A 22,118-nucleotide genomic window follows, 5' to 3' on the forward strand; every position below is an offset into this window, starting at 1 on the left:
CCGGTTCGCTTCCTCGGGTGGGAACGCTCAGGACGCCTCGCGCGCCGGGGAGGCCCCGGCCCGGACGTCGTCGGCTCCGAACAGGGTGGCGTAGGCGTCCACCATACGGTCGAGGGTGAACAGCGACGCCCGTTCCAGACCCCCGCGGACCAGCTGGGCGCGCAGCTCCGGCGAACCGGCCAGGCGGTCGAGCGCCCGGGCCCACCCGGCCACGTCGTCGCAGTCGACGTAGAGGGCCGCGTCGCCCATGATCTCGCGGTTGAACGGCTTGTCGCTCGCCACGACCGGCAGGCCCTGCGCGGCGGCCTCGATCAGCACCAGCGGCAGCCCCTCGAGCCGGCTCGGCAGGACGAAGGCCGTGGCGGCCGCGTACAGCCGCGCCAGCTCGTCCCGGTCGACCATGCCGCGGAACTCCACGGGCGCGTCCAGCTCGGACGCCAGCGCGCGCAGGTCGGCCTCCTCCTCGCCATCGCCGCACACGACCACGGTGGCGGGCACCTGCAGGCGGGCGGCCGCGCGCACGAGGGTGTCGACGTTCTTGAGCGCGACGAGGCGCGCCGCGCAGATGAAGCGCGGCCGCTCCTGCGTCAGCCCGTCGATGCCGGCGGCGTCGGGCAGCCGGATGCCGTTCTGGATCACGGTCGAGCGCGACGCGACGGCCGCACCGAGGTGGGCGAAGGAGTCCCGCACCGTCTGCCCGCAGTGGACGACGTCGGTGATCACCCCGGTGCGGCACCCCAGCCAGAGGGCGACCTGCTTGGGCCGGCCCAGGGTCTCCGCGAGCATGTGGATCACCACCGTCCGGCGCCGCACGCCGGCCAGGCGCGCGGCGGTGAGCGCGAGCACGGCGGTCATCACCGCGTGCGCGACGACGACGTCGGGCGCGTCGGCCCGCCACCGCGACACGAGAACTCCCAGCAGGCGGGCCGCGCCGCGCAGCCGTGCGAAGGCACCACCAGACGTGGCACCGGGTGACGGCGCCAGGGTGCGGTCCAGGGTGGCGCCGTGCTCGGCCAGGCACACCACCTGCGAGGCGACCCCGCGGGAGGGCAGGCCGTCGTGCAGGGCCAACGCCACCTCCCGCATGCCCCCGGGCCGGCCGTGGGGCAGGACGTGCACGATGCGCAGACCGGCCGCCGCCGGGCGCGGCGTTCCCACGCCCGCGCCACCCTGTTCTGGTTCAGCCGACACGGAGAGCTCCTTCAGGTTCGTTGACGGCGGCGGCCTGCTCGGCACGACAGGCTCGCACCAGCAGCCAACCCCAGCCGCACGCGATCAGCACCATGGTGACGGCCAGCCCGGTCGCCGCGCCGAGAGCACCGTTCAGGGCCCCGAGCGCGACGATGGCGACGATGACGGGCACGAACAGCAGCCGCAGCCGGATCTGGTCGCCCAGGCGGCCGAGCGCACGCAGCGCCACGCCCTGGCAGGCAGTGAGCGCTCCGAGCGCCGCGTAGACGGCGAGCAGCGGCACGAGGACGCGCGCCTGGCCCCAATCCTCACCCACCAGCACCGCGACCACCGAGGGGGGCAGCAGCGCCACGCCAAGGCCGAGGGCCAGCGCGAAGCCGGCGATGACCGCGCCGAGGCGGTGCGCCAGCCGCGCGATCTGGGCGGCCCTGTGCCCCGCGGCGACGCGGCGCACCAACCCGGGCTGGGTCACCGAGATCAGGCCGTTGGTGATGACGTTGACCGGGGCCAGTGGGATCTGCGCCTTGCGCAGGAGGCCCGCCTGGCCTGCTCCCGCCAGCATCGAGATGAGCAGGAAGGACGCCTCAGCTGTCACCTGCGTGAGCCCGAAGTCCACGAGCAGTTGGCGGGTGAGGCGGGGGTGGCGTCCGAACCAGGGACGCAGCCCGGCGAGGCGGGGTGCGACGCCGTTGAGCAGCATGCCGATGGCCGTGCCGGGCACCGTCGCCACGACCCACGCAGCCAGCAGGCCGGCCGGGGTCAACGGCCAGACGCCGGCATGGGCGGCGGCCAGCAGGGCGAGGAGGCCCAACGTCCAGGCGGTGCTGTTGGCACACGCGTTCACTGGCCGGCCGGTGCCGTAGGCGATCGCTCGCTGGAGCTCTTGGGCGACGAGCAGCACGGTGCCGCCGCCGAGGACGCCGGCCAGTGCCGCCGCCGTGGCTGCACTGGCGCCGGCGACGAGCAGGACGCCGAAGAGGATCCCGAAGACCGCGGGCGCCACGAGGAGGCCGGTCAGCAGTGCGGCGGACGTGGCGTCCGCCACCGCTGCCCGATGATCCTGCGGGGCGTCGGCGGAGTGGCGCAGGATCAGCGGGTCACCGAACAGGGCGCGCGAGAGCCCGACGAGGACGAGGCCGCCGAGCAGCGTGGCCGACATCAGCCCGAACTCGGGCAGGGAGAGCGTCCGGGCCGCGAACACGCTCAGGGCCAGATTGCCCAGGCTGGACATGCCGGTGTCGAGGATCGCCGACGAGCGGCGGCCCCAGCGCAGCAGCGTCTCCCCTCGCCCGGCGTCGTGGCCCGGAGCGGCGTCGGTCACGCCCGCGCCCCGGCTCCGGTCATGGCACGTCGCGGCCGGGCGGTGCGGCGCGGAACGAGGTCGTCCACGATCTGCTCCACGGCGCTCACAGCGGCCGCCGTGGCGGCGGCGTTCCGGTGCACGGACGCGACGCCGGGGTCGTCCAGGATCGCGTCGAGGTGGGCGATGAAGGTTTCCTCGTCCTCGCTGAGCAGCACCGCGCCCTTGGCGGCGAGGTAGCGGGCGAAGCGCTGCTGGTGTCCGTCCACGTGCTCACCGAGCGCGGGGTTGCGGGGCACGCACACGGGAACCCGGCCCTGGCCGCGGGCCTCGAAGATCGTCGCGGGGCCGCCGTGGGTGATGACCACGTCGGCCTCCCCCATGAAGCGGACGAGTTCGTCGTAGGGGATGAAGGCGGAGCCGCCGGCCACCAGGGGTGCGGGCGAGTTCCCGTGCTGCACGACGCAGAGCTCGGCCAGCCCCGGGCGGTCCGCGACGTAGCGGTCCAACCAGGCGATGGGCCGGGCGAACAGGTGCATGTCCGTGCCGATGGTCAGCAGGATGCGGATCGGAGGGGTCACAGCAGTGGTCCAATCAGTCGGGCGTGGGGATAGACGTCCAGCTGCTCCTCGAGCTGGACGCAGAAGACGGACGAGATGGAGCGGCACAGCCGGCCGCTGAGGGTGGCGGAGTCCACGCGGTCGATGACCTCGATGTAGACGCGCGGGATGCGGAGCAGGAAGCCCGCGACGAAGAACGACACCGCGACCGCCGCACCCGTGCTGAGGATCACATCGGGACGCCGCTCGCGCAGCACGCGGAAGGCCAGGAAGAAGTTGCGGACCGCGTTGCGGGCGTGGCGCGTGGTCGGGTAGTGCGCCCAGACGACGTCCTCCTCGGCGAGCCGGGCGCGACTGTCCGGCAGGTCGAACGTGACCCACCGGCGGTCGTGCTTGGCCCACCACTCCCGCATGGTCATGAAGTGGGCCAGGTGGCCACCGCTGGAGCAGACGAACAGCAGATCACGCCGGTCGTGCTCGTGGAGCGCCGCGTCACCGTCATCGTCCAGCACCGCCCGGGCGGGGGCGATGGCCTCGAGGGCGAGTTCGGCGCGCACTGCGCTCGGCAGGTGGGTGGGGATGGACAGGTCCGGCGCGCCGAGGTCGGCCGGGGTGATCTCGAGAGCGGTCATGCCGCCACCTCCTGGGTCAGACCACGGGACGCGCCACCGCGGCGGCCCCGGACGAGGACGAGGGCGGTGCGGCCCCCGAGCGCCTGGAGGACGGCGGCCCGCTCCTCGACGTCGGCCTCCGTGGTGCGGCCGGCCTCCCCGACCAGGACGACCAGGCTGGGGCGCCGGGAGGAACGCTCGACGTTTCCTCCCTCGGGCAGCACCGTCACGTCCCCACGGCCGGCCACCCGGTGGCTGAGCCGCTCGGTGAAGCCCGCGGTGACCGCGGTGCCGGACAGATCGGCCGTCATGAGGCGTCCGCCGGAGTCCCCGGCGAGCGCCCGGAGCCAGGCGGTGACGTCCTGCTCGTCCAGTGAGCCGTCGGGCGTCACCCCGACGGTGCGGGGGTAGATCTCCACGTCGTCGGAACTGAGGACGGCGTAGCGGGGGTCCAACAGCGGACGCCGCACGGCTCCCCACAGGATGACCAGGACGATGCCGCCCAACAGGGCCGCCACGCCCGCCATCACGGCGTTGCGGACCAGCGACGCGCTGACCTCGGGCTCGCCCGTCCACAGCACGCTGGCCAGCAGCATGGGGTCGTTGCGCTCGATGACGCTGGTGACGACCGCCGCGAGGCGGCGCTCCGCCTGCTCCGCGTCGTCTCCCTCGGCGGTGACCTGGAGCACGTCGTTCTGGGTGCCGAGCGTCACGGTGAGGTGCTCGCGCAGCTCTCGGGCATCGGTGCCGTCGGCGAGGCTGACGGCGGCCGGCGTGAGAACGGCGTCGCTCAGCACCACCTGGGCCTGATTGCCCAGGAACCGGTCCGGAGACACCGCCCGCTCGGTCACCTGGGTGTCGAGGGGGCGGACGACGAGGTGGCTGGTCGCCTCGTACGAGCGGTTGGAGTTGAGCAGGGCGAGCGCGGCCAGGGCCACGATGAGGATGCCGGCGAGCAGCCACGGCAGCTTGCGTCGGACGAGCGACAAGGCGTAGGCGAGGTGCACTAGTTTCCCTTTCGACTGAGGATGGCAGAACCCGCGACGAGGACGACCCACGTGACATTCGTGAAGCCGACCACTTCGGTCGCGTTGTACGACAAGAGCACCACCACGAGCGCGAGCAGCCAGCCGACCGGTGCGGTCGGCTCGGCCAGGAACTGCGGGAGGGTGCGGAACAGGAGGGAACCCACGAACACCAACGCGAGCACCAGGCCGACGATGCCGATCTGGGCCGCCAGGTCGAGGTAGCCGTTGTGGGCGTGGTGGAAGGGCACGTCGTAGTGCATGGCCCAGAAGCGCTGGGTCGTGGGGCTGCCCGCGATCCAGAGCGCGTCCCAGCCGTACCCCGTGACGGGTCGCTCGGCGATGGCGAAGCGCACGACGTTCCAGATGGGCACGCGCCCGGTGAGGGAGGGGTCGCGTCCCAGGAGTTCGAGGATCGCACCGAAACCGGTGGACAGCAGGTACGCCATGGGGGCGACCACCACGGCCGTCACGGTGAGTGGAACGCCGTACGGACGCCGCGTCCGCGACAGGGCGACGAGGAACCCGCCGACGGCGACCCCCAGCAGCGCCATCGACAGCGCGGTCTTGCTGGTGGTGGCGAGGATGGTGGCCAGGGCCGCGAGCGTGGTGAGGGCGGGCACGAGCCGGGCGCGACGGTCCTGCCACACGGCCACGGTGTGGGCTCCGGCGGCGAGCAGCCCGAAGACGGCCCAGTAGCCGAGCAGGTTCTTGTCCTCCACCAAACCGCGCAGCGCACCGGCGTGCAGGTCGGTGTGGATCGCCGTGCCCGGGGAGACGATGCGGGCCGTCCAGTGCAACGCCAGAACCACGGTGACGGCGCGTGACACCACGGTGAGCAGATCGCCCAGGTTGCGGCCGACCGCGATGAACAGGCCGAAGACGACCCACAGCGTCAGGTAGGCCACCCCGAGCAGGGAGCGGGCCGGTTCCACCGACCAGCTCACCGAGAGCGCCAACCACAGCAGGTACGGCACCAGCGAGACCGGCACCCACACGTGACGCAGGTGGGGACGCCGGCCGATGAGCGCGCCGCCGACCGCCAGCACGCCGAGGCCCCACATCAGGTGGTCGGGTTGGAGGGGCAGCGCCACGTCCACACCGAGCTGCCACCACTTCAGCGGCAGCAGGGAGCAGAACACGAGCAGGGCGGTGGCGACGGGGTCGGAGAGCAGGCGCGGGGTACCGGCCGGGGCCGAGGTGCGGGGGGCTGGCGCCGACGCCGCCGTCGCGCCGCCGGTGCGGGGCCCCAGGAGGGTGGTCACGCCGCCCCCCGGCCCAGGCGCAGCGTCAGCGGGCGGGCGAGGAAGCGAGCGACGTCCCGCAGCCGGGGGCGTCCGGTGAGCGCGACGGCCGCGATGGCGAGGTGGGCGGCCAGGCCGGCGCGTCCCTGCGCGGCGCCGCGGGCCACCTCGGTCAGCACCAGGGCCGAGAAGGCGCGCGGCCCGAGATCCTCGGCGCGGTCGAGCGCCCAGGCCAGCGAGACGCGCCAGCGGTTGCCCTGGCTGCGGGACGCGCGGCGCGGGCGGGCGTCCACGTCGACGAGCGGGTCGAGAACCACGTCGAACCGGGCGCCGTGCTTCTCGAGCTCGAGCATCCAGTCCCACTCCTCGTGGGTGCGCAGGTGGGTCGGCATGGGGCAGGTGGCGGCCAGCGCGCGCGGCAGCAGGATGCGGGGGGTGGGCAACATGCCCTCCCCGGCGCGGTCGCGGACGAAGAGGTACTCGCCCACGGTCTCCCCCGGCCGGGGGGCGCGCAGGGGCCAGGTGTGCGTGGCGCGTCCGGTGTGCCACACGGTGCCGGTGCCGAGGACGGTGCGTGCGGCGTCGGGTCGGCTCGCCAGGGCCGCCAGCTGACGCTCGAGCTTGGCCGGCCGCCAGGTGTCGTCGTCGTCGAGGAAGGCGATCCAGGCGCCCTTGGCCGCGCGGACGCCGGCGTTGCGGGCCCCCCCCGCACCGACGTTCTCCGGCAGCACGAGCAGCCGGAACCGGGGGTCGTCGACGTCGCGGACGCCCTCCTCCGTCACCGGGTCGGGGCCGTCGACGACCAGCAGCACCTCCCACGGTGAGCGGGTCTGCCCGAGCGCGGACCGGACGGCCGCGAGGGCGAGCTCCGGACGGCCGCGCGTGGGAATCACCACGCTGACGCTCCAGGGGTCGCCGGTGTGTTCGGCGGTGTCCTGCCGTGGATCCACCGGGTCTGCGGGTCGCACGGGCACAGCGTCGGCCGGGATGTCGCGCATTCGGGGATCCGTTCTCGGGGGAAATTCAACAACCGAGGCGAGATTAGGAAGGAATTGAAATCTGGACCATCCCCCGCGCGGGTGACGCGCCCCTCCCGCGGCTTCGCAGGCGAGGCCGCTCCACGCCTACCAGGCCTGCGACAAGGCCATTCGTGGAGGGTCTCCCATTCCGCCGGCTGACATTGTCACCCCGGTGAGGGACAGGGAAAAGGCGTGCGGCTGACCACGCGGGTAACCGATTGCCGTTGCCCGTCCCCTGCTGGGGTGACACCCGGAAAGGGGACCCCGGCCCCCCTTGCGGGCGACACAAAGATGAGGGGGGAACGCCGTGTGCGATCCGGCGGGGGGCACCCCGGGCGGACGGGAAATCGCCACCCCGCCGGGAGCGAAGCCCGGCCTCACACCGTGGGACCGGACACCTCAGGGGGAACGGGGCACCTCAGCAGGCGTGGCTCAGAAGAGCGCGGACGTCAGGTCGCGCCGCGCCTTGAGCACAGCCGGATCGGTGCCGCCGACGGTCTCGAACAGCTCGAGCAGACGGGTGCGCACGGTGTCGCGCTGCTCCCCCGTCGACGCACGCACCAACTCGATGAGACGACCGAAGGCGGCAGCGACGTCGCCGTTGGCCACCTCCAGATCGGCCACGGCCAACGCAGCCTCGACGTCGTTGGGATCGGCGTTGAGCCGCTCGACCACCCCGGCGGCGTCCACCTCCTGGATGCGCACCAGCAGGCGCGCCTGGGCCCGACCGGCCGAGGCCTCCGCGTCCGCCGGGTTGGCCGCCAGCAGACGGTCGAACTCCGCCACGGCGCCCGCGAAGTCGCCGGCAGCCAGCTTGGCGTCGGCGGCCTCGAAGCGCGGGTCGGGGCCGGCCGTCTCCTCACCCGCGGCGGGCGCCAGGGGCTGGGCATGACCGGTGAGGCCGTTGGCGGCGGCGACCTGCAGCAACTGGTCGATGGCGGCCTTGGCGTCGGCGGCGTCCGCCGTGCCCTGGAACAGGGGGGCGAGCTGCCCGCCCACCACGCCGACGACCATCGGCACCGCCTGGATGCCGAGCGCCTGAGCGATGCCGGACGCGGCGTCCACGTCGACGCGCACCAGCAGATAGGCGCCACCGGCCTCGTTGGCCAAGGTGTCGAGGACGTCGCTGAGCGCTTGGGCGTTGGCCCGCGGCGAGGTGAACTCCACGACCAGCGGGTGCTTCATCGACAGGCCGAGCACGGACTCGAAGGTGCGGTCGTCGGCGGTGGTCACGTAGGTGGCGCCGGCGGGCGCGGGGGGCGCGGGCTTGAGCGTGGACAGGTCCATGGCACCACCGGCGAACGGGAGAGACGTCATGCCTGCCATTGTTCCACCCGGACGCCGACCGCCCGGAATCGGGTTCGCCCAACCGCGGGCGGGGGGCCGCGCGAGGGGGCATGATGGGGCCCATGGTGCACGAACGAGCAGGACACGTCGCCGAACCCGGCGACCTCACCGACATCGACGCGCTGATTGCGGCCTACTACGACCTGGTCCCCGACCCGGCCAACCCCGACCAGCAGGTGGTGTTCGGCACGTCCGGGCACCGGGGGTCGAGCCTGAAGTCGGCCTTCAACGAGGCCCACATCGCGGCGACGACGCAGGCGATCGTGGAGTACCGCGCATCCCAGGGGGTGACCGGCCCGCTGTTCATCGGCAAGGACACCCACGGGCTGAGCCTGCCGGCGTGGAAGACGGCGCTGGAGGTGCTGCACGCGGCCGGGGTCGACGTGCGCGCCGAGCGCGAGGACGAGTACACCCCCACCCCGGCGGTGTCGCGGGCGATCATCGTCTACAACCGCGATCACGACGGCCCCCGCGCCGACGGCATCGTCGTCACCCCCTCCCACAACCCGCCCACCGACGGCGGCTTCAAGTACAACCCGCCGCACGGCGGCCCGGCCGACTCCGACGCGACCAAGGTCATCGCCGCCCGGGCGAACGAGCTGTTGGCGGGCGCGGCGTCGGCCAAGCGGACGCCCTACGAGCGGATCGCGTCAGAGATCACGCGGCACGACTACCGGACGCCCTACTGCGACGATTTCGCCACCATCATCGACCTGGACGCCATCCGCAACGCGGGGCTCTCCATCGGCGCCGACCCGATGGGTGGGGCGTCCGTGCAGTACTGGGAGTACATCGCGGACAAGCTCGACCTCGGGCTGTCGGTGGTGAACCCCACGGTCGACCCGGCCTGGCCGTTCATGACGCTGGACTGGGACGGCAAGATCCGCATGGACTGCTCCAGCCCGTACGCCATGGCCTCCCTCATCGGCAACCGGGACGCCTACGACCTCTCCACCGGCAACGACGCGGACGCCGACCGGCACGGCATCGTGACCCCGGACGCCGGCCTGATGAATCCCAACCACTACCTGGCCGTGGCGATCCAGTACCTGTTCAGCCACCGCGACGGGTGGGGGCCGGACACCGGGATCGGCAAGACGCTCGTGTCGAGCTCGATGATCGACAACGTCGCCCGCAAGCTCGGCAAACGCCTGGTGGAGGTTCCCGTGGGGTTCAAGTGGTTCGTGCCGGGCCTCTCGGACGGCACGATCGGCTTCGGCGGCGAGGAGTCCGCGGGGGCGTCCTTCCTGACGCTGAAGGGCGAAACGTGGACGACGGACAAGGACGGGCTGCTGCTCGACCTGCTCGCCTCGGAGATCTTGGCCGTCACCGGCAAGACGCCGAGCGAGCACTACCGCGAGCTGGAGGCGGAGTTCGGCTCCACCGCCTACGCACGCGTGGACGCCCCGGCCAACCGGGAGCAGAAGGCCAAGCTCGGGCAGCTCTCGCCGGCGGATGTGACCGCGACCGAGCTGGCCGGTGAGGAGATCACGGCCAAGCTCACCGAGGCGCCCGGCAACGGTGCGGCCATCGGTGGGCTGAAGGTCGTGACCGAGAGCGCCTGGTTCGCCGCGCGGCCGTCCGGCACGGAGGACGTCTACAAAATCTACGCCGAGTCCTTCAAGGGCGCCGACCACCTCGCGCAGGTGCAGAAGGAGGCCAAGGAGGTCGTGGACGCCGTGCTGAACTGACGGCATCGCCGCAGGTCAGCGGCGAGGGCCCGGGCGATCCGCCCGGGCCCTTGCTGCGTCACGGCCCGGGTCGCCAACCCATGCACAAGCCCGCGTTCTCGACGCCGCAGACCCGATTTCCGTCGACAACCCATGCTCACGTCGGGCTTCTCAACGCTACAGGCCCCAATCCTGTCGACAACCCATGCACAACCCGTCCGTTCGACGCCGCAGGCGCGATCTGCGTCGAGGAGGCGCGCGGGGCGACGTTCTCGGCCCGAATCTCAGCCGTGATGGAGGTGCGGTCTTGTGCAGGGTTTTCGGTCCCGATCCATTTCCGAGCCGCGTGACCCTCAATGCGATTTCACCTCACCTCAACCTTGCCGCGCCGCAGGGTACCCGCCACCCTGCCGTTCTCGGCGCCCCCCTGGCGCTCTTTCCGCCTCCCTGCCTGCGGTCCACCACCCTGCCGTTGCACCCTGCGTGTCAGCCTGTTGTGGGACAGCGGGGTGGTGGAGAGGATTGATGATGGATAACGATGATGTTCCGTTCCGGCCGTCTCGTTCGAGCAAGTTCACCCCGCAGCAGCGTTGGGCGTTGTTGTTGGAGTATGACCAGTGTCTGGAACGAGGGAGTCGGGTGGCGTTTTGTCGGCGAATCGGGGTGTCGTCGTACACGATGAACTCGTGGGTGCAGCAGCGGGCGGCTGGGTTGATCACGGAGCCTGACCCGGCTCGTTCGCGTGGGGATCGGAGGGGCGTGTTGACGTATGAGGAGCGGCAGGAGCTGGAACGGCTCCGCCGGCAGAATGAACGCCTCAAGGTGGAGTTGGAGCAGTCCAGAGCGGCTGCTGACATCTTGGGAAAAGCTGCCGCGTTCTTGGAGGGGTTGGCCAAGAACGCGGATCAGAACCAGACCCAACCGGAGCCTCCACCGGTGCCGGGCCGGCCGGCGTGGCTGGCCGATTCCGATACCTCGAGTTTGCCCTCGATACCGCCACGTCCCTCGAAGGGGTTGGGGTGAGCGTGGTCCAGGCATGTCGCTGGCTCGGGGTGTCGCGGTCCACGCTGTATCGGTATCGCAACCCGAACCCGGCTGGTGGGGTGGTGGTGCCGCACGCGGAGCGGAACTATCCCCAGCGGCTCGCCCCTGCCGAGACTGAAGCTGTCGTGGCTAGGTTGAACGCTGAGGACGTGGCCGACATGTCGATCAGGGAAGGGTTCTACCATCTGCTCGATCGCGGGGAGTACCTGTGCTCGCTGGCCACGATGCACCGGATCATGCGGCGAGCCGGGCAGTCCACCGATCGTCGTCGACAACGGACCCGGACCGGTGTCAGGGGCCGGCGTCATGCGCCACGCCTGCACGCGACCGCGCCCCGGCAGGTGTGGTGTTGGGACATCACCAACGTGCAGGGCCCGGGACGGATCTGGTTCAAGCTGTATGTCGCGATCGATCTGTACTCCCGCTACGTGGTCGCGCACCGGGTCGAACACCACGAACGGCCCGACCTGGCCAAAGACATGTTCCAAAAGGCGTTCACCGACCAACACTGCGTTCCTGCGGTCATCCACGCCGACAACGGCTCCCCGATGCGTGCCGGCACCCTCACCGACATGTTCAGGTTGTTGCACATCACCACGTCCCACTCCCGGCCCCGAGTGTCCAACGACAACCCGTTCGCTGAAGCCGTCTTCAAAACCGTGAAGTACGACCTCGCCTACCCCGGCCGGTTCGACACCATCGACCAGGCCCAAGCCTGGTTCACCGCCTTCTTCGACCACTACAACAACCACCATCACCACGCAGGCCTGGCCGGTCACACCCCCGCCCGCGTCCATGACGGCACCTGGCCCACCACCCACGACCTGTGGACCACCACCAAAACCGCTTACGCCGCCAAACACCCCACCCGCCACCCCAAACCCCCGAAAACCCCCACACCCCCAGACCACGTCTGGATCAACCAACCCCCAACCCAACTGTCCCAAACAGCTTGATTCATTCCGTGCAACGCTGGGGAGGTGGGCTTCGAGCAGGGGGGCGACAGGAACAGTAGGGAGGCGGCGGAAACGACAGGGAGCCGGTGCTCCCAGCAGGGCCGCGGGGCCAGCAGGCCAAGGACACGAGGGTGGACAGGAAGGAACCTGCGCGAACGGCTGGGCCGCGGGGCGAGCAAAGGCAGGGATCAGGCGCGAACGTCAGGTGCTGTGAGCCAGGGGGCGCCTGCAACGTCGGGCGGATCCGTAAGCCGACCAGGGACGCCAGCGCGCAGCGTCCGCTGGGCATCGTCGCGTGCTCAAGGGCCCGCGGGACCCGAGCTCAGGCGCGTCCCGCTCGGGGCTCACGCGGTGATGACCGGGTGCAACGCGGCCTGCTCCGCCCACCCCGGACACGTCAGACGTCGGCCCAGTAGTCGTCCCGGCTCATGCGCGCGCGCAGACCGGCGCGCTGGATGATGCGCTGGATCTCGCGGTCACGGGTCTCGATCTGAGGGACGAAGGTGATCTCCTTCAACCCCTGGTCCTGCGCCGCGGACTCGAAGACGAAGTGGCCGTAACCGAACAGTTGGCCCCAGAAGGTCTGGCGCACGGAGATGTCGAGGATGCGCGCGATGGGCATCGTGGCCATGTGCTGGTCGAAGATGCCGTGCACACGGAAGACGCGCATGTTGGTGATGACGAAGCGGTCCATGAACTCGGCGTGCAGCCGATAGAACCCGTAGCCGCCGACGCCGAGGCCCGCCGCCAGGCCGAGCCACCAGCCATGACCCAGCAGGGGCATGAGGAGGAGCAGCCCCATCGCGCCGAACACGATGAGCGTCGGCACCACCCGGGTGATCGGGTGCTTGACGACCTCGTCGACGATGAACTCCCCCTCCTCGGTGAGGAGGCGGCGCTGCGTGCGCGGCGAGGTGTAGGCCGCGAACAGCGCCATGTCAGCGAAGGAGCTCGTTGAAGAACCGGCCGATCGCGTCGAAGATCCCGAAGATGGCCTTGACGAACTCCGCAGCCGCCTCCGGTCGGGTGTACAGGTAGAAGATCAGGAACATGACGATCAGCGCACTCACGATCGTCCTGATGATCTTGCTCATGGGGCCTCCAGGGGGAAGACTGGCTGACGACACACGTGCAGGGGACCGTGCCATTGTGCCCCCTGCCGGCCCCCCGTGCACAGCCAACGCGCCGTGACCCGCGGCGTCCGCCACCCAGAGCCCGGGAGTGTGGCGAAGTCCTGCCGAACGCCCGCCGGCCGTAACGGCCCGTGGCAGGCTGTCAGTCATGGACAATTCGGATCTCTTCGTCTGCATCGACCACGTCGGTTACGCCGTTCCCGACCTCGACGAGGCCATCAAGCTCCACTGCGACACCTTCGGCTGGCGCGTGCTCCACCGCGAGACCAACGAGGAGCAGGGCGTCGAGGAGGCGATGCTGGGCACCGGCGAGCAGGGCGCGCAGAATGCGCAGATCCAGCTCCTGGCCCCGCTCAACGACTCCTCGACCATCGCCAAGTGGCTCGAGCGCAACGGCGGACGCGGCGGCGTCCAGCAGGTCGCCTACCGCGTGGAGGACATCGACGCCGTCTCGGCGACCCTGCGGGAGCGCGGCGTCACGCTGCTCTACGACGCGCCCAAGATCGGCACGGGCGGCTCGCGCATCCAGTTCGCTCACCCCAAGAGCACCGGGGGCATCCTGCTCGAGATCGTCGAGCCCCCGGCCGCCGCCGCCCACTGATCGCCAGCCGCTGATCGGCCACCCACAAAGTGCCCCCGGGCACTCCCCCTTCGACACGCGCCGCCGGGCCACCGTCCGGCGGCGCGCGTGTCGGGCCGCCTTGTCGGTCGCGGTCGGTAGCATCGGAACAGACACCCCGAGCTTCCCCCGAGAGGACGACCGATGACGCAGGATCCCGAAGGCAGCGGCCTCGACCTGTTCGACGAGAACGCCAGCGCCGTGCGCGGCTTCCCCAACGCGATGCTGGGTTACGACAAGAAGGCGGTGGATGACTACATCCGCGACATCGAGCGGCAGCTGTCGATCGCCAAGCACCAGCTCCGCGAGGTGCAGCGCGAGCTCACCGCCGCGAACCTCCGCGTCGACGACACCGACTTCAGCCGCCTCGGCACCCACACCGCCCAACTCCTCAAGGCCGCGGAGGCCCAGGCGGGCGATCTCGTCCAGCGCGCCGAGCTGCGGGCCGAGCGTCTGCTCGGTGATGCGCGCGCCGAGGCCGAGCGGGTGCAGCGCGAGGCGTCCCAGCACGCCCAAGCGGCCCGACAGGAGGGCATCGACTCCCTCCGGAGCCTGCGCAGCGACCTCGAGCGTCAGACGACGGTGGAGCTGGACGCCGCCCGCAGTGAGGCGGCGGGCCTGCGGGAGGCTGCCGACACCCATCGCGCCACGGTCATCGAGGACGCGCAGCGGCGCGCCGAGTCCCTGCTCGCCGAGGCGCGGGCCGATGCCGATGCCGTGCGCCAGAGCGCCGAGCGCGAGGCCGCCGACCTGCGGGCCGCCCTGGCCCAGGAGCGCGAGGAGGCCCTCACCGCGCTGGCCGCGGAGCACCGGGCCCAGAACGAGGCACTCGCCCAGGCCGCCGATGCGGCGACCAGCCACTCCCAGGAACTGCTGGCTGCGCTGGCCGACGCTGCCGACCAACTCCGCGGCCGCCAGCAGGCCGCGCTGGCCGAGGCCGAGAACACGAAGCTGGCGGCCCTCGACGAGGCCCGGGCGATCCTGAACCAGGCCCAGGTCGACGCCGAGGCCCGGCTGGCCGACACGGATTCCGAGCTCGTCGCCCGCAACGACCAGCTCAAGCGCGAGTTGCGCACGCTTCGGCAGCGCAAGCAGGCGCTGCTGACCCAGCTGACCCAGCTGTCCAGCCTCGCCACCGAGACCACCAGCGAGTTCCCGGAGGACGAGCACACCGGCCCGGTGCTCGCCGCGTTGGCGGGGCTGACCGACCCGTCGGCCGGCGACGAGACGCCGGACGAGCGGCCGGCGTCCTTTGACGAGGCCGTCTCCGGACACGAGGAGCAGTGACGCGCGACCCAGCGGATCGCCCCCCCGACCCGCTTCCGACCACCTCGCGCAGCGCGGACGCCCCCGCGAGCGGCGACCCGTCCCCGCTCGCGCCCGCCCCGGCTGTGCCACCGGGCGTGACGGCGCCGGCCCCGATCGCGGGGGCGGACGCCGTCGCCCCGGAGGGTGCGGCGTCCCCCGGCGTCGCGGCGCCCACCGAAGCGCGTCGGTGGCGTCGGTGGTTGCGCCGCTTCACCGCAGCGACCCCGCCCGAGGTTGACCGGTACGATCCGTTGGCCGACGAGCCGGCGTCCCCCCGATCGAACCTGCTGGACAAGTCGCCGTTCGCGATCGGCTTCTTCGCCACCCTGGGTGGTCTGCTCGCGTTCGCCCTGGTGGCCACGCTCGGCGCGCTGCAGTGGGTGTTGCTCCTCGTGATTCTCGCGCTCTACCTGGCGCTCGGCCTCAACCCCGGCGTGGAGTGGCTGCACCGCCACGGCGTCCCGCGCCCGATGGCGGTCACCCTGGTTGCCCTGCTGCTCGTGGCCTTCATCGTTCTCGGCGCCTGGGCCGTGCTGCCCGTGGTGACCCAACAGGTCAATGCGCTGGCGCAGAACATGCCCAGTTATCTGGAGGACCTGCGCGCCAACGGGGCGTTCGCCGACATCGACGCACGCTTCGGCATCGTCGATCGCATCAGCGAGACCGTGCTCTCCGGGGCGTGGATCGAGGGCGTCTTCGGCGGCCTCCTCGGGGCCGGGCTGGCCATCGCGAACGTCGTCGTGAGTCTCGTCATCACCCTGGTGCTCACCCTCTACTTCCTCGCCTCGCTGCCTGCGATCAAGGCGGCCATCTACGAGCTGGCGCCCGCGTCGAAGCGTCCCCGGGTGCGCTACCTCGCCAACCAGGTCTTCGTGCGCATCGGTGGGTACATCCGCGGGCTGTTCATCGTCGTCGGGTGCGCCACGCTGGCGGCCTTCCTCTTCCTGAACATCGTGGGCCTGGGCTCGCTCTCGCTGGCGCTGGCCGTGGTCGTGATGGTCTGCGCGTTCATCCCGATCGTGGGCCCGTCGACGTCCATGGTGATCGTGTCGATCGTCGCCTATTCCGTCTCACCGGCGATCGGTCTGGCCACCCTGGTCTTCTTCCTCATCTACCTACAGGTGGACGCCTACCTGCTGCAGCCCCGCATCTTCCAGCACTCGGTGCAGGTGCCCGGCGCGTTGGTGGTGCTGGCCGCGCTGAGCGGGGGCGTCCTGTTCGGCATCGCAGGCGCGCTGATCGCGATTCCCACCGCGGCGTCGTTGTTGCTGCTGTACCGCGAGGTGCTGATCCCCGAGCTGGACCGCCGCTAGAACAGCCGGTCCTCCGCGTGGTCGATGCCGCGCAGCGCGTCGTAGTCGACCGTCACGCACGTGATGTTGCGGGCCGCGGCCATGACGCGAGCCTGCGGCTTGATCTGCTGGGCGGCGAACACACCTTGGACGGGCCGCAGGTGCGGGTCGGCGTTCATGAGCTCCAGATAGCGGGCGAGCTGCTCGACGCCGTCGATCTCACCGCGCCGCTTCACCTCCACGGCCACGTGGGCACCGGTGTCGTCCCGGAACAGCAGGTCGACCGGGCCCACGGCCGTCGGGTACTCGCGGCGCACCAACGTCCACCCCGCCCCGAACGTCTCGGGATTCTCGGCCAGGAGCGCCTGCAGGTGGGCCTCCACGCCGTCCTTGACCAGCCCGGGGTCGAGGCCCAGCTCGTGGGTGCTGTCGTGCAGGATCTCCTCGATCGCGATGACGAGCTTGTCGCCCGTGGTGTTCGCCACCTCCCAGACGGCGTTCAGGCCGGCCTCAGCGTCCATGGCGGGGTCGGGATCGCGCGTCGTGAGGCGGCAGGGCGGGCTCATCCAGTTCAGCGGCTTGTAGGCGCGGTCATCGGCATGGATGGACACCGACCCGTCCGCCTTGAGCAGGATGAGTCGGTTCGCCACGGGCAGGTGGGCGGAGAGCCGGCCGGCGTAGTCGACGCGGCACCGGGCGATCAGCAGACGCACCACGACAGCGTACCGGCCTATGCTGGCAGCCATGGCCCGCCGACCGAGCAAGCACCTGCGCCCCGCGCGGCCGCTGTCGGCAGCGGGTTTCGCCCGCACGGAGTCGCGGCGGGACGGCCGCTGGCAGGTGCAGTCCCTCCCCGCAGACCGGTCGGTGAAGCCGTACGTGTGCCCCGGCTGCAGCCACGCCATCGCCCCGGGCCAGGCCCACGTGGTGGTGTGGCCGGTCGAGCCGCCGCTGGGCCAAACGAGCGCGGTCGACTCCCGCCGGCACTGGCACGGCGCCTGTTGGGCCCGGCGGCACTGATGGAACTCCACGTCACCCACGTCGGGTCCGGGACGCCGCGCGTCGCCTTCCTCCACGGCCTGCTTGGCCGCGGCAAGAACTGGGCGACCGTCGCCAAGGGGCTCTCCGACCGGTGGCCCGCCCTCCTCTACGACCTGCCCAACCACGGCCGCAGCCCGTGGACCGACGACCTCGCGTATCCGGCCCAGGCGGACGCGGTGGCCGCCGATCTGCGCGCCCGGGGCCTGGTCGACGGCTCACTGGTGCTGGTGGGGCACTCCATGGGCGGCAAGGTGGCGATGGCGCTGGCCCTGCGCCATCCGGAGCTGCTGCGCGGGCTGGTGGTGGTCGACATCGCCCCCGACCATTCGGAGAGCGGGTACGGCTTCCGTAGGTATGTGGACGCCCTGCGCGGCGTCGACCTGGACGCACTGGAACGGCGCACGGACGCCGACGCGCAGCTCGCGTCGGCGGTGACGGCGCCGGCCACGCGGGCGTTCCTGCTGCAGAACCTCCATCGCGACGGTGGACGCTGGCGCTGGCTGCCGAACCTCGACCTGATCCGCGATCAGATCGCCGAGATCAGCGCGTGGCCGTCCGACCTCGGCGAACCGTGGGACGGGCCGACGCTGTGGCTGCGGGGCGGCGACTCCGACTATGTGCGCGATGAGCACCTGGATCCCATGCGAGCGCTGTTCCCCCGCGCGCGACTCGTCACGATCAAGAACGCGGCGCACTGGGTGCATGCCGACCAGCCCGACGCGGTGACCCAGACTCTGGCGATGTTCCTGGCCGGGCTGGACGCCGACGACCCCGAGGTCAGCCGCTGACGACCGAGGTGATCTCGGTGGGAGCGTTCGGCACGCCGTCGCCCGCGCCGCGGGCCGCATCGTGCCCCTGTTCGGCGATGTTGGCCACCACGTCGACCGATGCCTGATCCAGGTGCCCGAAGATCGTGTAGGCGGGCGGCAAGGTGGAGTCCTCGTAGACGATGAAGAACTGCGAGCCGTTGGTGTTCGCCCCCGCGTTCGCCATGGCGAGCGTGCCGGCCGTGTACTCCCCGTAGCCGGCGGCGTCCCGCGGAATGGCGTCGAGCTCGTCGGCGAAGGTGTAGCCCGGCCCGCCACGCCCGGTGCCGGACGGGTCGCCGCACTGCAGCACGAAGAACCCCTGCGTGACGAGTCGGTGGCACGAGGTGCCCTCGTAGTAACCCTGGGCGGCCAGGCTCTCGAAGGACGCCACGGCGCAGGGCGCCGCCGCGCGGTCAAGGGTGAGAGTGAGGGGCTGCCCACCCAGCGACAGCGTCACCGTGGAGGTGCCGGAGGCGGGTACGGCCTGGCCGTCCGGGAGATCGACGGCGCGGGCCGGCGAACCGGAGGGCAGGTAGGTGCACGTCACCGTGCCGGCGGGCGCAGCGGTGTCACCCGACGTGGTGGCCGTCGTCGGCGTCGTGGTGGCTGCCGACGTGGTCGCGCCCGTGGGGGCCGCGTCCGTCGGCGCGGCCGCCGGGGTGGTGGCGCAGCCGGTGGCCAGCGCCGCGGCCGCGAGCAGTGTGAGGGGGAGGCGGGAGCGAGAGATCACCGCTCCACTGTGCCACACGATCACGGTGCCCCATCATCGCAGTGCCATCGACCGTCGGGCCGACCGCTCGGGGACGCCCACGGGACGGGGTCGGACCACCCGGGGGCAGCGTGGGGGCCTAGGGTGGTGACCATGGTGAACCTCACGCGGATCTACACCCGGACCGGTGACGCGGGCCACACCCGGCTCTCCGACATGAGCGAGGTGCCGAAGACGGACGCCCGCGTCGAGGCCTACGGCGCGGTGGACGAGGCGAACAGCATTCTGGGCGTCGCGCTCACCACCGCGGGGGTGCCTCGCGCGATGGCGGATGCGCTCGCCGCGATCCAGAACGAGCTCTTCGACGTGGGCGCCGACCTGTCCAACCCGGTGGTGCCCGACCCGGCGTGGCCGCCGCTGCGCATCGAACAGGCCTCGATCGACCGTCTGGAGGAGTGGTGCGACACCTTCGGTGAGCCGCTGCCCGACCTGGTGTCGTTCATCCTGCCCGGGGGGACCCCCGCCGGGGCCCACCTGCACGTGGCGCGCACCGTGGTGCGCCGCGCCGAGCGGGCCGGGTGGGCGGCGGCGCAGGAACACGGACTCGCCCCGGAGCACGGCGGGGTGAACCCGCTGGCGCTGACTTATCTCAACCGGCTCAGCGACCTGCTGTTCATCCTGGCTCGCGCGGTGAACAGCGACGCCGGCGATGTCTTGTGGGTGCCGGGCAAGGACCGCGCCCCCGTCGGTGCCCGTGCCGAGCGGCAGCGGGCCCGCATCGAGCGCGCTGGTGGGAACAAGGCGGACGCCGACACGGGCGCCTGAGCCGGGGAGGTCAAGCCCCGCGCAGACCACCCCCGGGGGCGGCGGCCTCGGCCCAGCTGAGGAAGGCCGTCAGGTGGTCACGGTCCATCGCGATCTGCGTGCCACCGTGCCGCCCACCCAGGTCGACGACGATCGAATCCGGCAACAGGTCGCGCTTCTCGTGCGCCGTCGCGGGATGGACGCGGACCACCTCGATCTCGTCGCGGCCGAGCTCGACCCGAGGCCGGATGGCGAGGCTGTAGGTGCGGTACCACGACAGGCGGTTGGCGCTGTAGCGCGCCGTGCCCAGCATCCAACCGGAGCCCCGGGGGTGCGGGCCGCGGCGCAGCGCGCAGTCGAACACCCGTCCGCGACTGGAGAGCCACCGACGCCGGGCGAACAGGCCGACGACGGGCACCACGATTGCCGCCAGGACGACGAGCAGGGCGATCTCGGTCAGGATGACCCAGTCGCCCATGTGTGCCCCTCCAGGCTGTCGTCAACGCCGCTCGGCCGCCAGGGCCGGGCCGCTGCGGATCAGTGGCGCCCCGCCATGCGGTGCGCGGCCTTCACCTGGGCCGTCGCGCGGTCGAAGTGGTGTTTGGTCGTCTCGTCGTTGTGACCAGCCTCGAGGTTCTTCGTCGCCTCGGCGAGCTCGACTTCGGCGTCCGCGAGGGTGATCTCCTGGGCCATCTTCGCATAACCGCTGAGGATGGCGACGCGGTTGCCGGCGACGGACAGGAACCCGCCGTCCAGCGCCACGATCTCGCGGTTGCCCTCGCTCGACAGCACTTCGGCGGCCGACGGGACGAGCACCGCGAGCAACGGCTCGTGGTTGGGGAGGATGCCGATGTCACCCTCCGTCGTCCGGGCGATCACGGACTCGGCCTCACCCTCCCAGATGACGCCGTCCGCGCTCACCACCTCGACGCGCAGCAGGCTGTCCGGCAACGCCATGTCAGCCCTCCTTCTGGATGCGGTCCCAGTTCTCCATGACCATGTCCATGCCGCCGACGTTGAAGAACGCCTGCTCGGCCACGTGGTCGACCTCGCCGTCGCAGATCATCGTGAACGACTCGATGGTGTCGGCCAGCGGCACCGTGGAGCCCTCGATCTGCGTGAACTTGGTCGCCATGTAGGTGTTCTGGCTGAGGAACTGCTGGATGCGCCGGGCGCGTCCGACGACGATCTTGTCCTCCTCGGAGAGCTCGTCGACACCCAGGATGGCGATGATGTCCTGCAGTTCCTTGTTGCGCTGGAGGATCTGCTTGACGCGGGTCGCCGTGTCGTAGTGCTGCTGACCCACGAACTGCGGGTCGAGGATGCGCGAGGTCGACGTCAGCGGGTCCACGGCCGGGTAGAGGCCACGGCTGGCGATGTCACGGCTGAGCTCCGTGGTGGCGTCCAGGTGGGCGAACGTCGTGGCCGGAGCCGGGTCGGTGTAGTCGTCGGCCGGCACGTAGATTGCCTGCATCGAGGTGATGGAGTGGCCACGGGTCGAGGTGATGCGCTCCTGCAGCTGGCCCATCTCGTCGGCCAGGTTGGGCTGGTAACCCACGGCGGACGGCATGCGGCCCAGCAGCGTGGACACCTCGGAGCCCGCCTGGGTGAACCGGAAGATGTTGTCGATGAACAGCAGCACGTCCTGGTTCTCGACGTCGCGGAAGTACTCGGCCATGGTCAGCGCCGACAGGGCGACGCGCAGACGCGTGCCCGGCGGCTCGTCCATCTGGCCGAACACGAGGGCAGTGTCCTTCATGACGCCGGCCTCGATCATCTCGTGGATGAGGTCGTTGCCCTCGCGGGTGCGCTCCCCCACACCGGCGAACACCGAGGTGCCGCCGAAGTTGTGGGCGATGCGGTAGATCATCTCCTGGATGAGCACCGTCTTGCCGACGCCCGCGCCGCCGAACAGGCCGATCTTGCCGCCCTGCACGTAGGGCGTCAGGAGGTCGAGCACCTTGATGCCGGTCTCCAGCATCTCGGTCTTGCTCTCGAGCTGGTCGAACTTCGGGGCCTGGCGGTGGATCGGCCAGCGCTCGGCGATCTCGACGCCGGACGCCGCGAGATCCTCGTTCAGGCAGTCACCGGTCACATTCCAGACGCGGCCCTTCGTGACGTCGCCGACGGGCACCGAGATCGGGGCGCCGGTGTCGACCACCTCGGTGCCGCGGCGCATGCCGTCGGTGGGCTTCAGCGAGATGGCGCGCACGATGTTGTCGCCAACGTGGAGGGCGACCTCGGCGGTCACCTCGCGGTCGAGCTCGCCGGCGTCCGTGATGCGGATGCGCAGGGCGTTGAGGATGTCGGGCATCTGGTCGGCGGGGAACTCGACGTCCACCACCGGACCGATGACGCGGGCCACGCGGCCGACGCCGGCAGCGCCCCGGGCCTCGGTCGGGTTCTCAGCAGTCAGGGTCATGTCTTCTCGCTTCC

General features: G+C 71.3%; 23 protein-coding genes. 8 read left to right on the forward strand and 15 right to left on the reverse strand.

Features of this window, described 5'->3' with window-relative positions; genetic code table 11:
• Positions 1-27: 27 nt before the first annotated feature.
• From PCC79_RS09425 to PCC79_RS09460, 8 genes are all read right to left on the reverse strand, one after another.
• Entirely contained in the window at positions 28-1,191 is a 1,164-nt protein-coding gene (locus PCC79_RS09425; RefSeq protein ID WP_232547766.1) for a glycosyltransferase family 4 protein, read from the reverse strand.
• On the reverse strand, positions 1,181-2,512 hold the full coding sequence (locus PCC79_RS09430; protein WP_342371671.1) for a hypothetical protein: 1,332 nt from the start codon (positions 2,510-2,512) through the stop codon (positions 1,181-1,183). Before PCC79_RS09430 ends, PCC79_RS09425 begins: the two co-directional genes overlap by 11 nt.
• Positions 2,509-3,072, reverse strand: coding sequence for a glycosyltransferase (locus PCC79_RS09435; RefSeq protein WP_232547764.1), 564 nt, complete (start codon positions 3,070-3,072; stop codon positions 2,509-2,511). The genes PCC79_RS09430 and PCC79_RS09435 overlap by 4 nt, the downstream gene beginning before the upstream one ends.
• Entirely contained in the window at positions 3,069-3,683 is a 615-nt protein-coding gene (locus PCC79_RS09440; RefSeq protein ID WP_232547763.1) for a UDP-N-acetylglucosamine--LPS N-acetylglucosamine transferase, read from the reverse strand. Before PCC79_RS09440 ends, PCC79_RS09435 begins: the two co-directional genes overlap by 4 nt.
• Positions 3,680-4,669 (reverse strand): hypothetical protein, encoded by a 990-nt coding sequence (locus tag PCC79_RS09445; protein ID WP_232547762.1) that lies wholly within the window; start codon positions 4,667-4,669, stop codon positions 3,680-3,682. Before PCC79_RS09445 ends, PCC79_RS09440 begins: the two co-directional genes overlap by 4 nt.
• Entirely contained in the window at positions 4,669-5,952 is a 1,284-nt protein-coding gene (locus tag PCC79_RS09450; RefSeq protein WP_342371672.1) for an O-antigen ligase family protein, read from the reverse strand. Before PCC79_RS09450 ends, PCC79_RS09445 begins: the two co-directional genes overlap by 1 nt.
• Positions 5,949-6,929, reverse strand: coding sequence for a glycosyltransferase family 2 protein (locus PCC79_RS09455; protein ID WP_342371673.1), 981 nt, complete (start codon positions 6,927-6,929; stop codon positions 5,949-5,951). Before PCC79_RS09455 ends, PCC79_RS09450 begins: the two co-directional genes overlap by 4 nt.
• Positions 6,930-7,382: 453 nt before the next feature.
• Complete coding sequence (locus tag PCC79_RS09460; protein WP_342371674.1) at positions 7,383-8,267, reverse strand: tetratricopeptide repeat protein; 885 nt, start codon at positions 8,265-8,267, stop codon at positions 7,383-7,385.
• Between the two features lie 92 nt (positions 8,268-8,359).
• Between PCC79_RS09460 and pgm the strand changes: the two genes are divergently transcribed.
• Both pgm and PCC79_RS09470 read left to right on the forward strand, forming a co-directional pair.
• Positions 8,360-9,988, forward strand: coding sequence for a phosphoglucomutase (alpha-D-glucose-1,6-bisphosphate-dependent) (gene pgm, locus PCC79_RS09465; protein ID WP_342371675.1), 1,629 nt, complete (start codon positions 8,360-8,362; stop codon positions 9,986-9,988).
• 998 nt (positions 9,989-10,986) lie between these two features.
• Complete coding sequence (locus PCC79_RS09470; RefSeq protein WP_342371676.1) at positions 10,987-11,967, forward strand: IS3 family transposase; 981 nt, start codon at positions 10,987-10,989, stop codon at positions 11,965-11,967.
• Positions 11,968-12,364: 397 nt separating this feature from the next.
• On the opposite strand, the gene PCC79_RS09475 is transcribed toward PCC79_RS09470, so the two are convergent.
• Together PCC79_RS09475 and PCC79_RS09480 are read right to left on the reverse strand one after the other, a co-directional pair.
• Positions 12,365-12,904 (reverse strand): PH domain-containing protein, encoded by a 540-nt coding sequence (locus tag PCC79_RS09475; RefSeq protein ID WP_342371677.1) that lies wholly within the window; start codon positions 12,902-12,904, stop codon positions 12,365-12,367.
• Position 12,905: 1 nt separating this feature from the next.
• Positions 12,906-13,061 (reverse strand): hypothetical protein, encoded by a 156-nt coding sequence (locus PCC79_RS09480; protein WP_232547756.1) that lies wholly within the window; start codon positions 13,059-13,061, stop codon positions 12,906-12,908.
• Between the two features lie 187 nt (positions 13,062-13,248).
• On the opposite strand from PCC79_RS09480, the gene mce reads away from it, so the two are divergent.
• The 3 genes from mce to PCC79_RS09495 all read left to right on the forward strand — a co-directional run bounded on the left by mce (position 13,249) and on the right by PCC79_RS09495 (position 16,340).
• A complete protein-coding gene (mce, locus tag PCC79_RS09485) occupies positions 13,249-13,701 on the forward strand; it encodes a methylmalonyl-CoA epimerase (protein ID WP_342371678.1) in 453 nt (150 codons plus the stop codon).
• A gap of 162 nt (positions 13,702-13,863) precedes the next feature.
• A complete protein-coding gene (locus PCC79_RS09490) occupies positions 13,864-15,006 on the forward strand; it encodes a DivIVA domain-containing protein (protein WP_232547754.1) in 1,143 nt (380 codons plus the stop codon).
• A gap of 116 nt (positions 15,007-15,122) precedes the next feature.
• The gene (locus tag PCC79_RS09495) at positions 15,123-16,340 is read left to right on the forward strand and encodes an AI-2E family transporter (RefSeq protein WP_232547753.1); all 1,218 of its coding nucleotides are present in this window, start codon (positions 15,123-15,125) and stop codon (positions 16,338-16,340) included.
• Here PCC79_RS09495 and nucS read toward each other — a convergent pair.
• Positions 16,337-17,032 (reverse strand): endonuclease NucS, encoded by a 696-nt coding sequence (gene nucS, locus PCC79_RS09500; protein ID WP_232547752.1) that lies wholly within the window; start codon positions 17,030-17,032, stop codon positions 16,337-16,339. The genes PCC79_RS09495 and nucS overlap by 4 nt on opposite strands.
• 31 nt (positions 17,033-17,063) lie before the next feature.
• On the opposite strand from nucS, the gene PCC79_RS09505 reads away from it, so the two are divergent.
• Together PCC79_RS09505 and PCC79_RS09510 are read left to right on the forward strand one after the other, a co-directional pair.
• Entirely contained in the window at positions 17,064-17,339 is a 276-nt protein-coding gene (locus tag PCC79_RS09505) for a hypothetical protein (protein WP_232547751.1), read from the forward strand.
• The gene (locus PCC79_RS09510; RefSeq protein WP_342371679.1) at positions 17,339-18,148 is read left to right on the forward strand and encodes an alpha/beta fold hydrolase; all 810 of its coding nucleotides are present in this window, start codon (positions 17,339-17,341) and stop codon (positions 18,146-18,148) included. Before PCC79_RS09505 ends, PCC79_RS09510 begins: the two co-directional genes overlap by 1 nt.
• On the opposite strand, the gene PCC79_RS09515 is transcribed toward PCC79_RS09510, so the two are convergent.
• The gene (locus tag PCC79_RS09515) at positions 18,138-18,899 is read right to left on the reverse strand and encodes a peptidylprolyl isomerase (RefSeq protein WP_342371680.1); all 762 of its coding nucleotides are present in this window, start codon (positions 18,897-18,899) and stop codon (positions 18,138-18,140) included. The two genes, PCC79_RS09510 and PCC79_RS09515, sit on opposite strands and share 11 nt — an antisense overlap.
• A 132-nt stretch (positions 18,900-19,031) precedes the next feature.
• Between PCC79_RS09515 and PCC79_RS09520 the strand changes: the two genes are divergently transcribed.
• On the forward strand, positions 19,032-19,703 hold the full coding sequence (locus PCC79_RS09520) for a cob(I)yrinic acid a,c-diamide adenosyltransferase (protein WP_232547748.1): 672 nt from the start codon (positions 19,032-19,034) through the stop codon (positions 19,701-19,703).
• Between the two features lie 10 nt (positions 19,704-19,713).
• On the opposite strand, the gene PCC79_RS09525 is transcribed toward PCC79_RS09520, so the two are convergent.
• Genes PCC79_RS09525 through atpD form a run of 3 tightly spaced genes read right to left on the reverse strand, consistent with a single transcriptional unit; the run spans position 19,714 to position 22,104 of the window.
• Positions 19,714-20,160, reverse strand: coding sequence for a DUF2550 domain-containing protein (locus PCC79_RS09525; protein ID WP_342371681.1), 447 nt, complete (start codon positions 20,158-20,160; stop codon positions 19,714-19,716).
• 59 nt (positions 20,161-20,219) lie between these two features.
• Entirely contained in the window at positions 20,220-20,639 is a 420-nt protein-coding gene (locus PCC79_RS09530) for a F0F1 ATP synthase subunit epsilon (RefSeq protein WP_232547746.1), read from the reverse strand.
• A 1-nt stretch (position 20,640) separates the two neighbouring features.
• Entirely contained in the window at positions 20,641-22,104 is a 1,464-nt protein-coding gene (gene atpD / locus PCC79_RS09535; RefSeq protein ID WP_232547745.1) for a F0F1 ATP synthase subunit beta, read from the reverse strand.
• Positions 22,105-22,118: the final 14 nt, after the last annotated feature.

Origin of the sequence: Propioniciclava soli, assembly GCF_038502305.1 — a bacterium.
Taxonomy (GTDB): domain Bacteria; phylum Actinomycetota; class Actinomycetes; order Propionibacteriales; family Propionibacteriaceae; genus Propioniciclava; species Propioniciclava soli.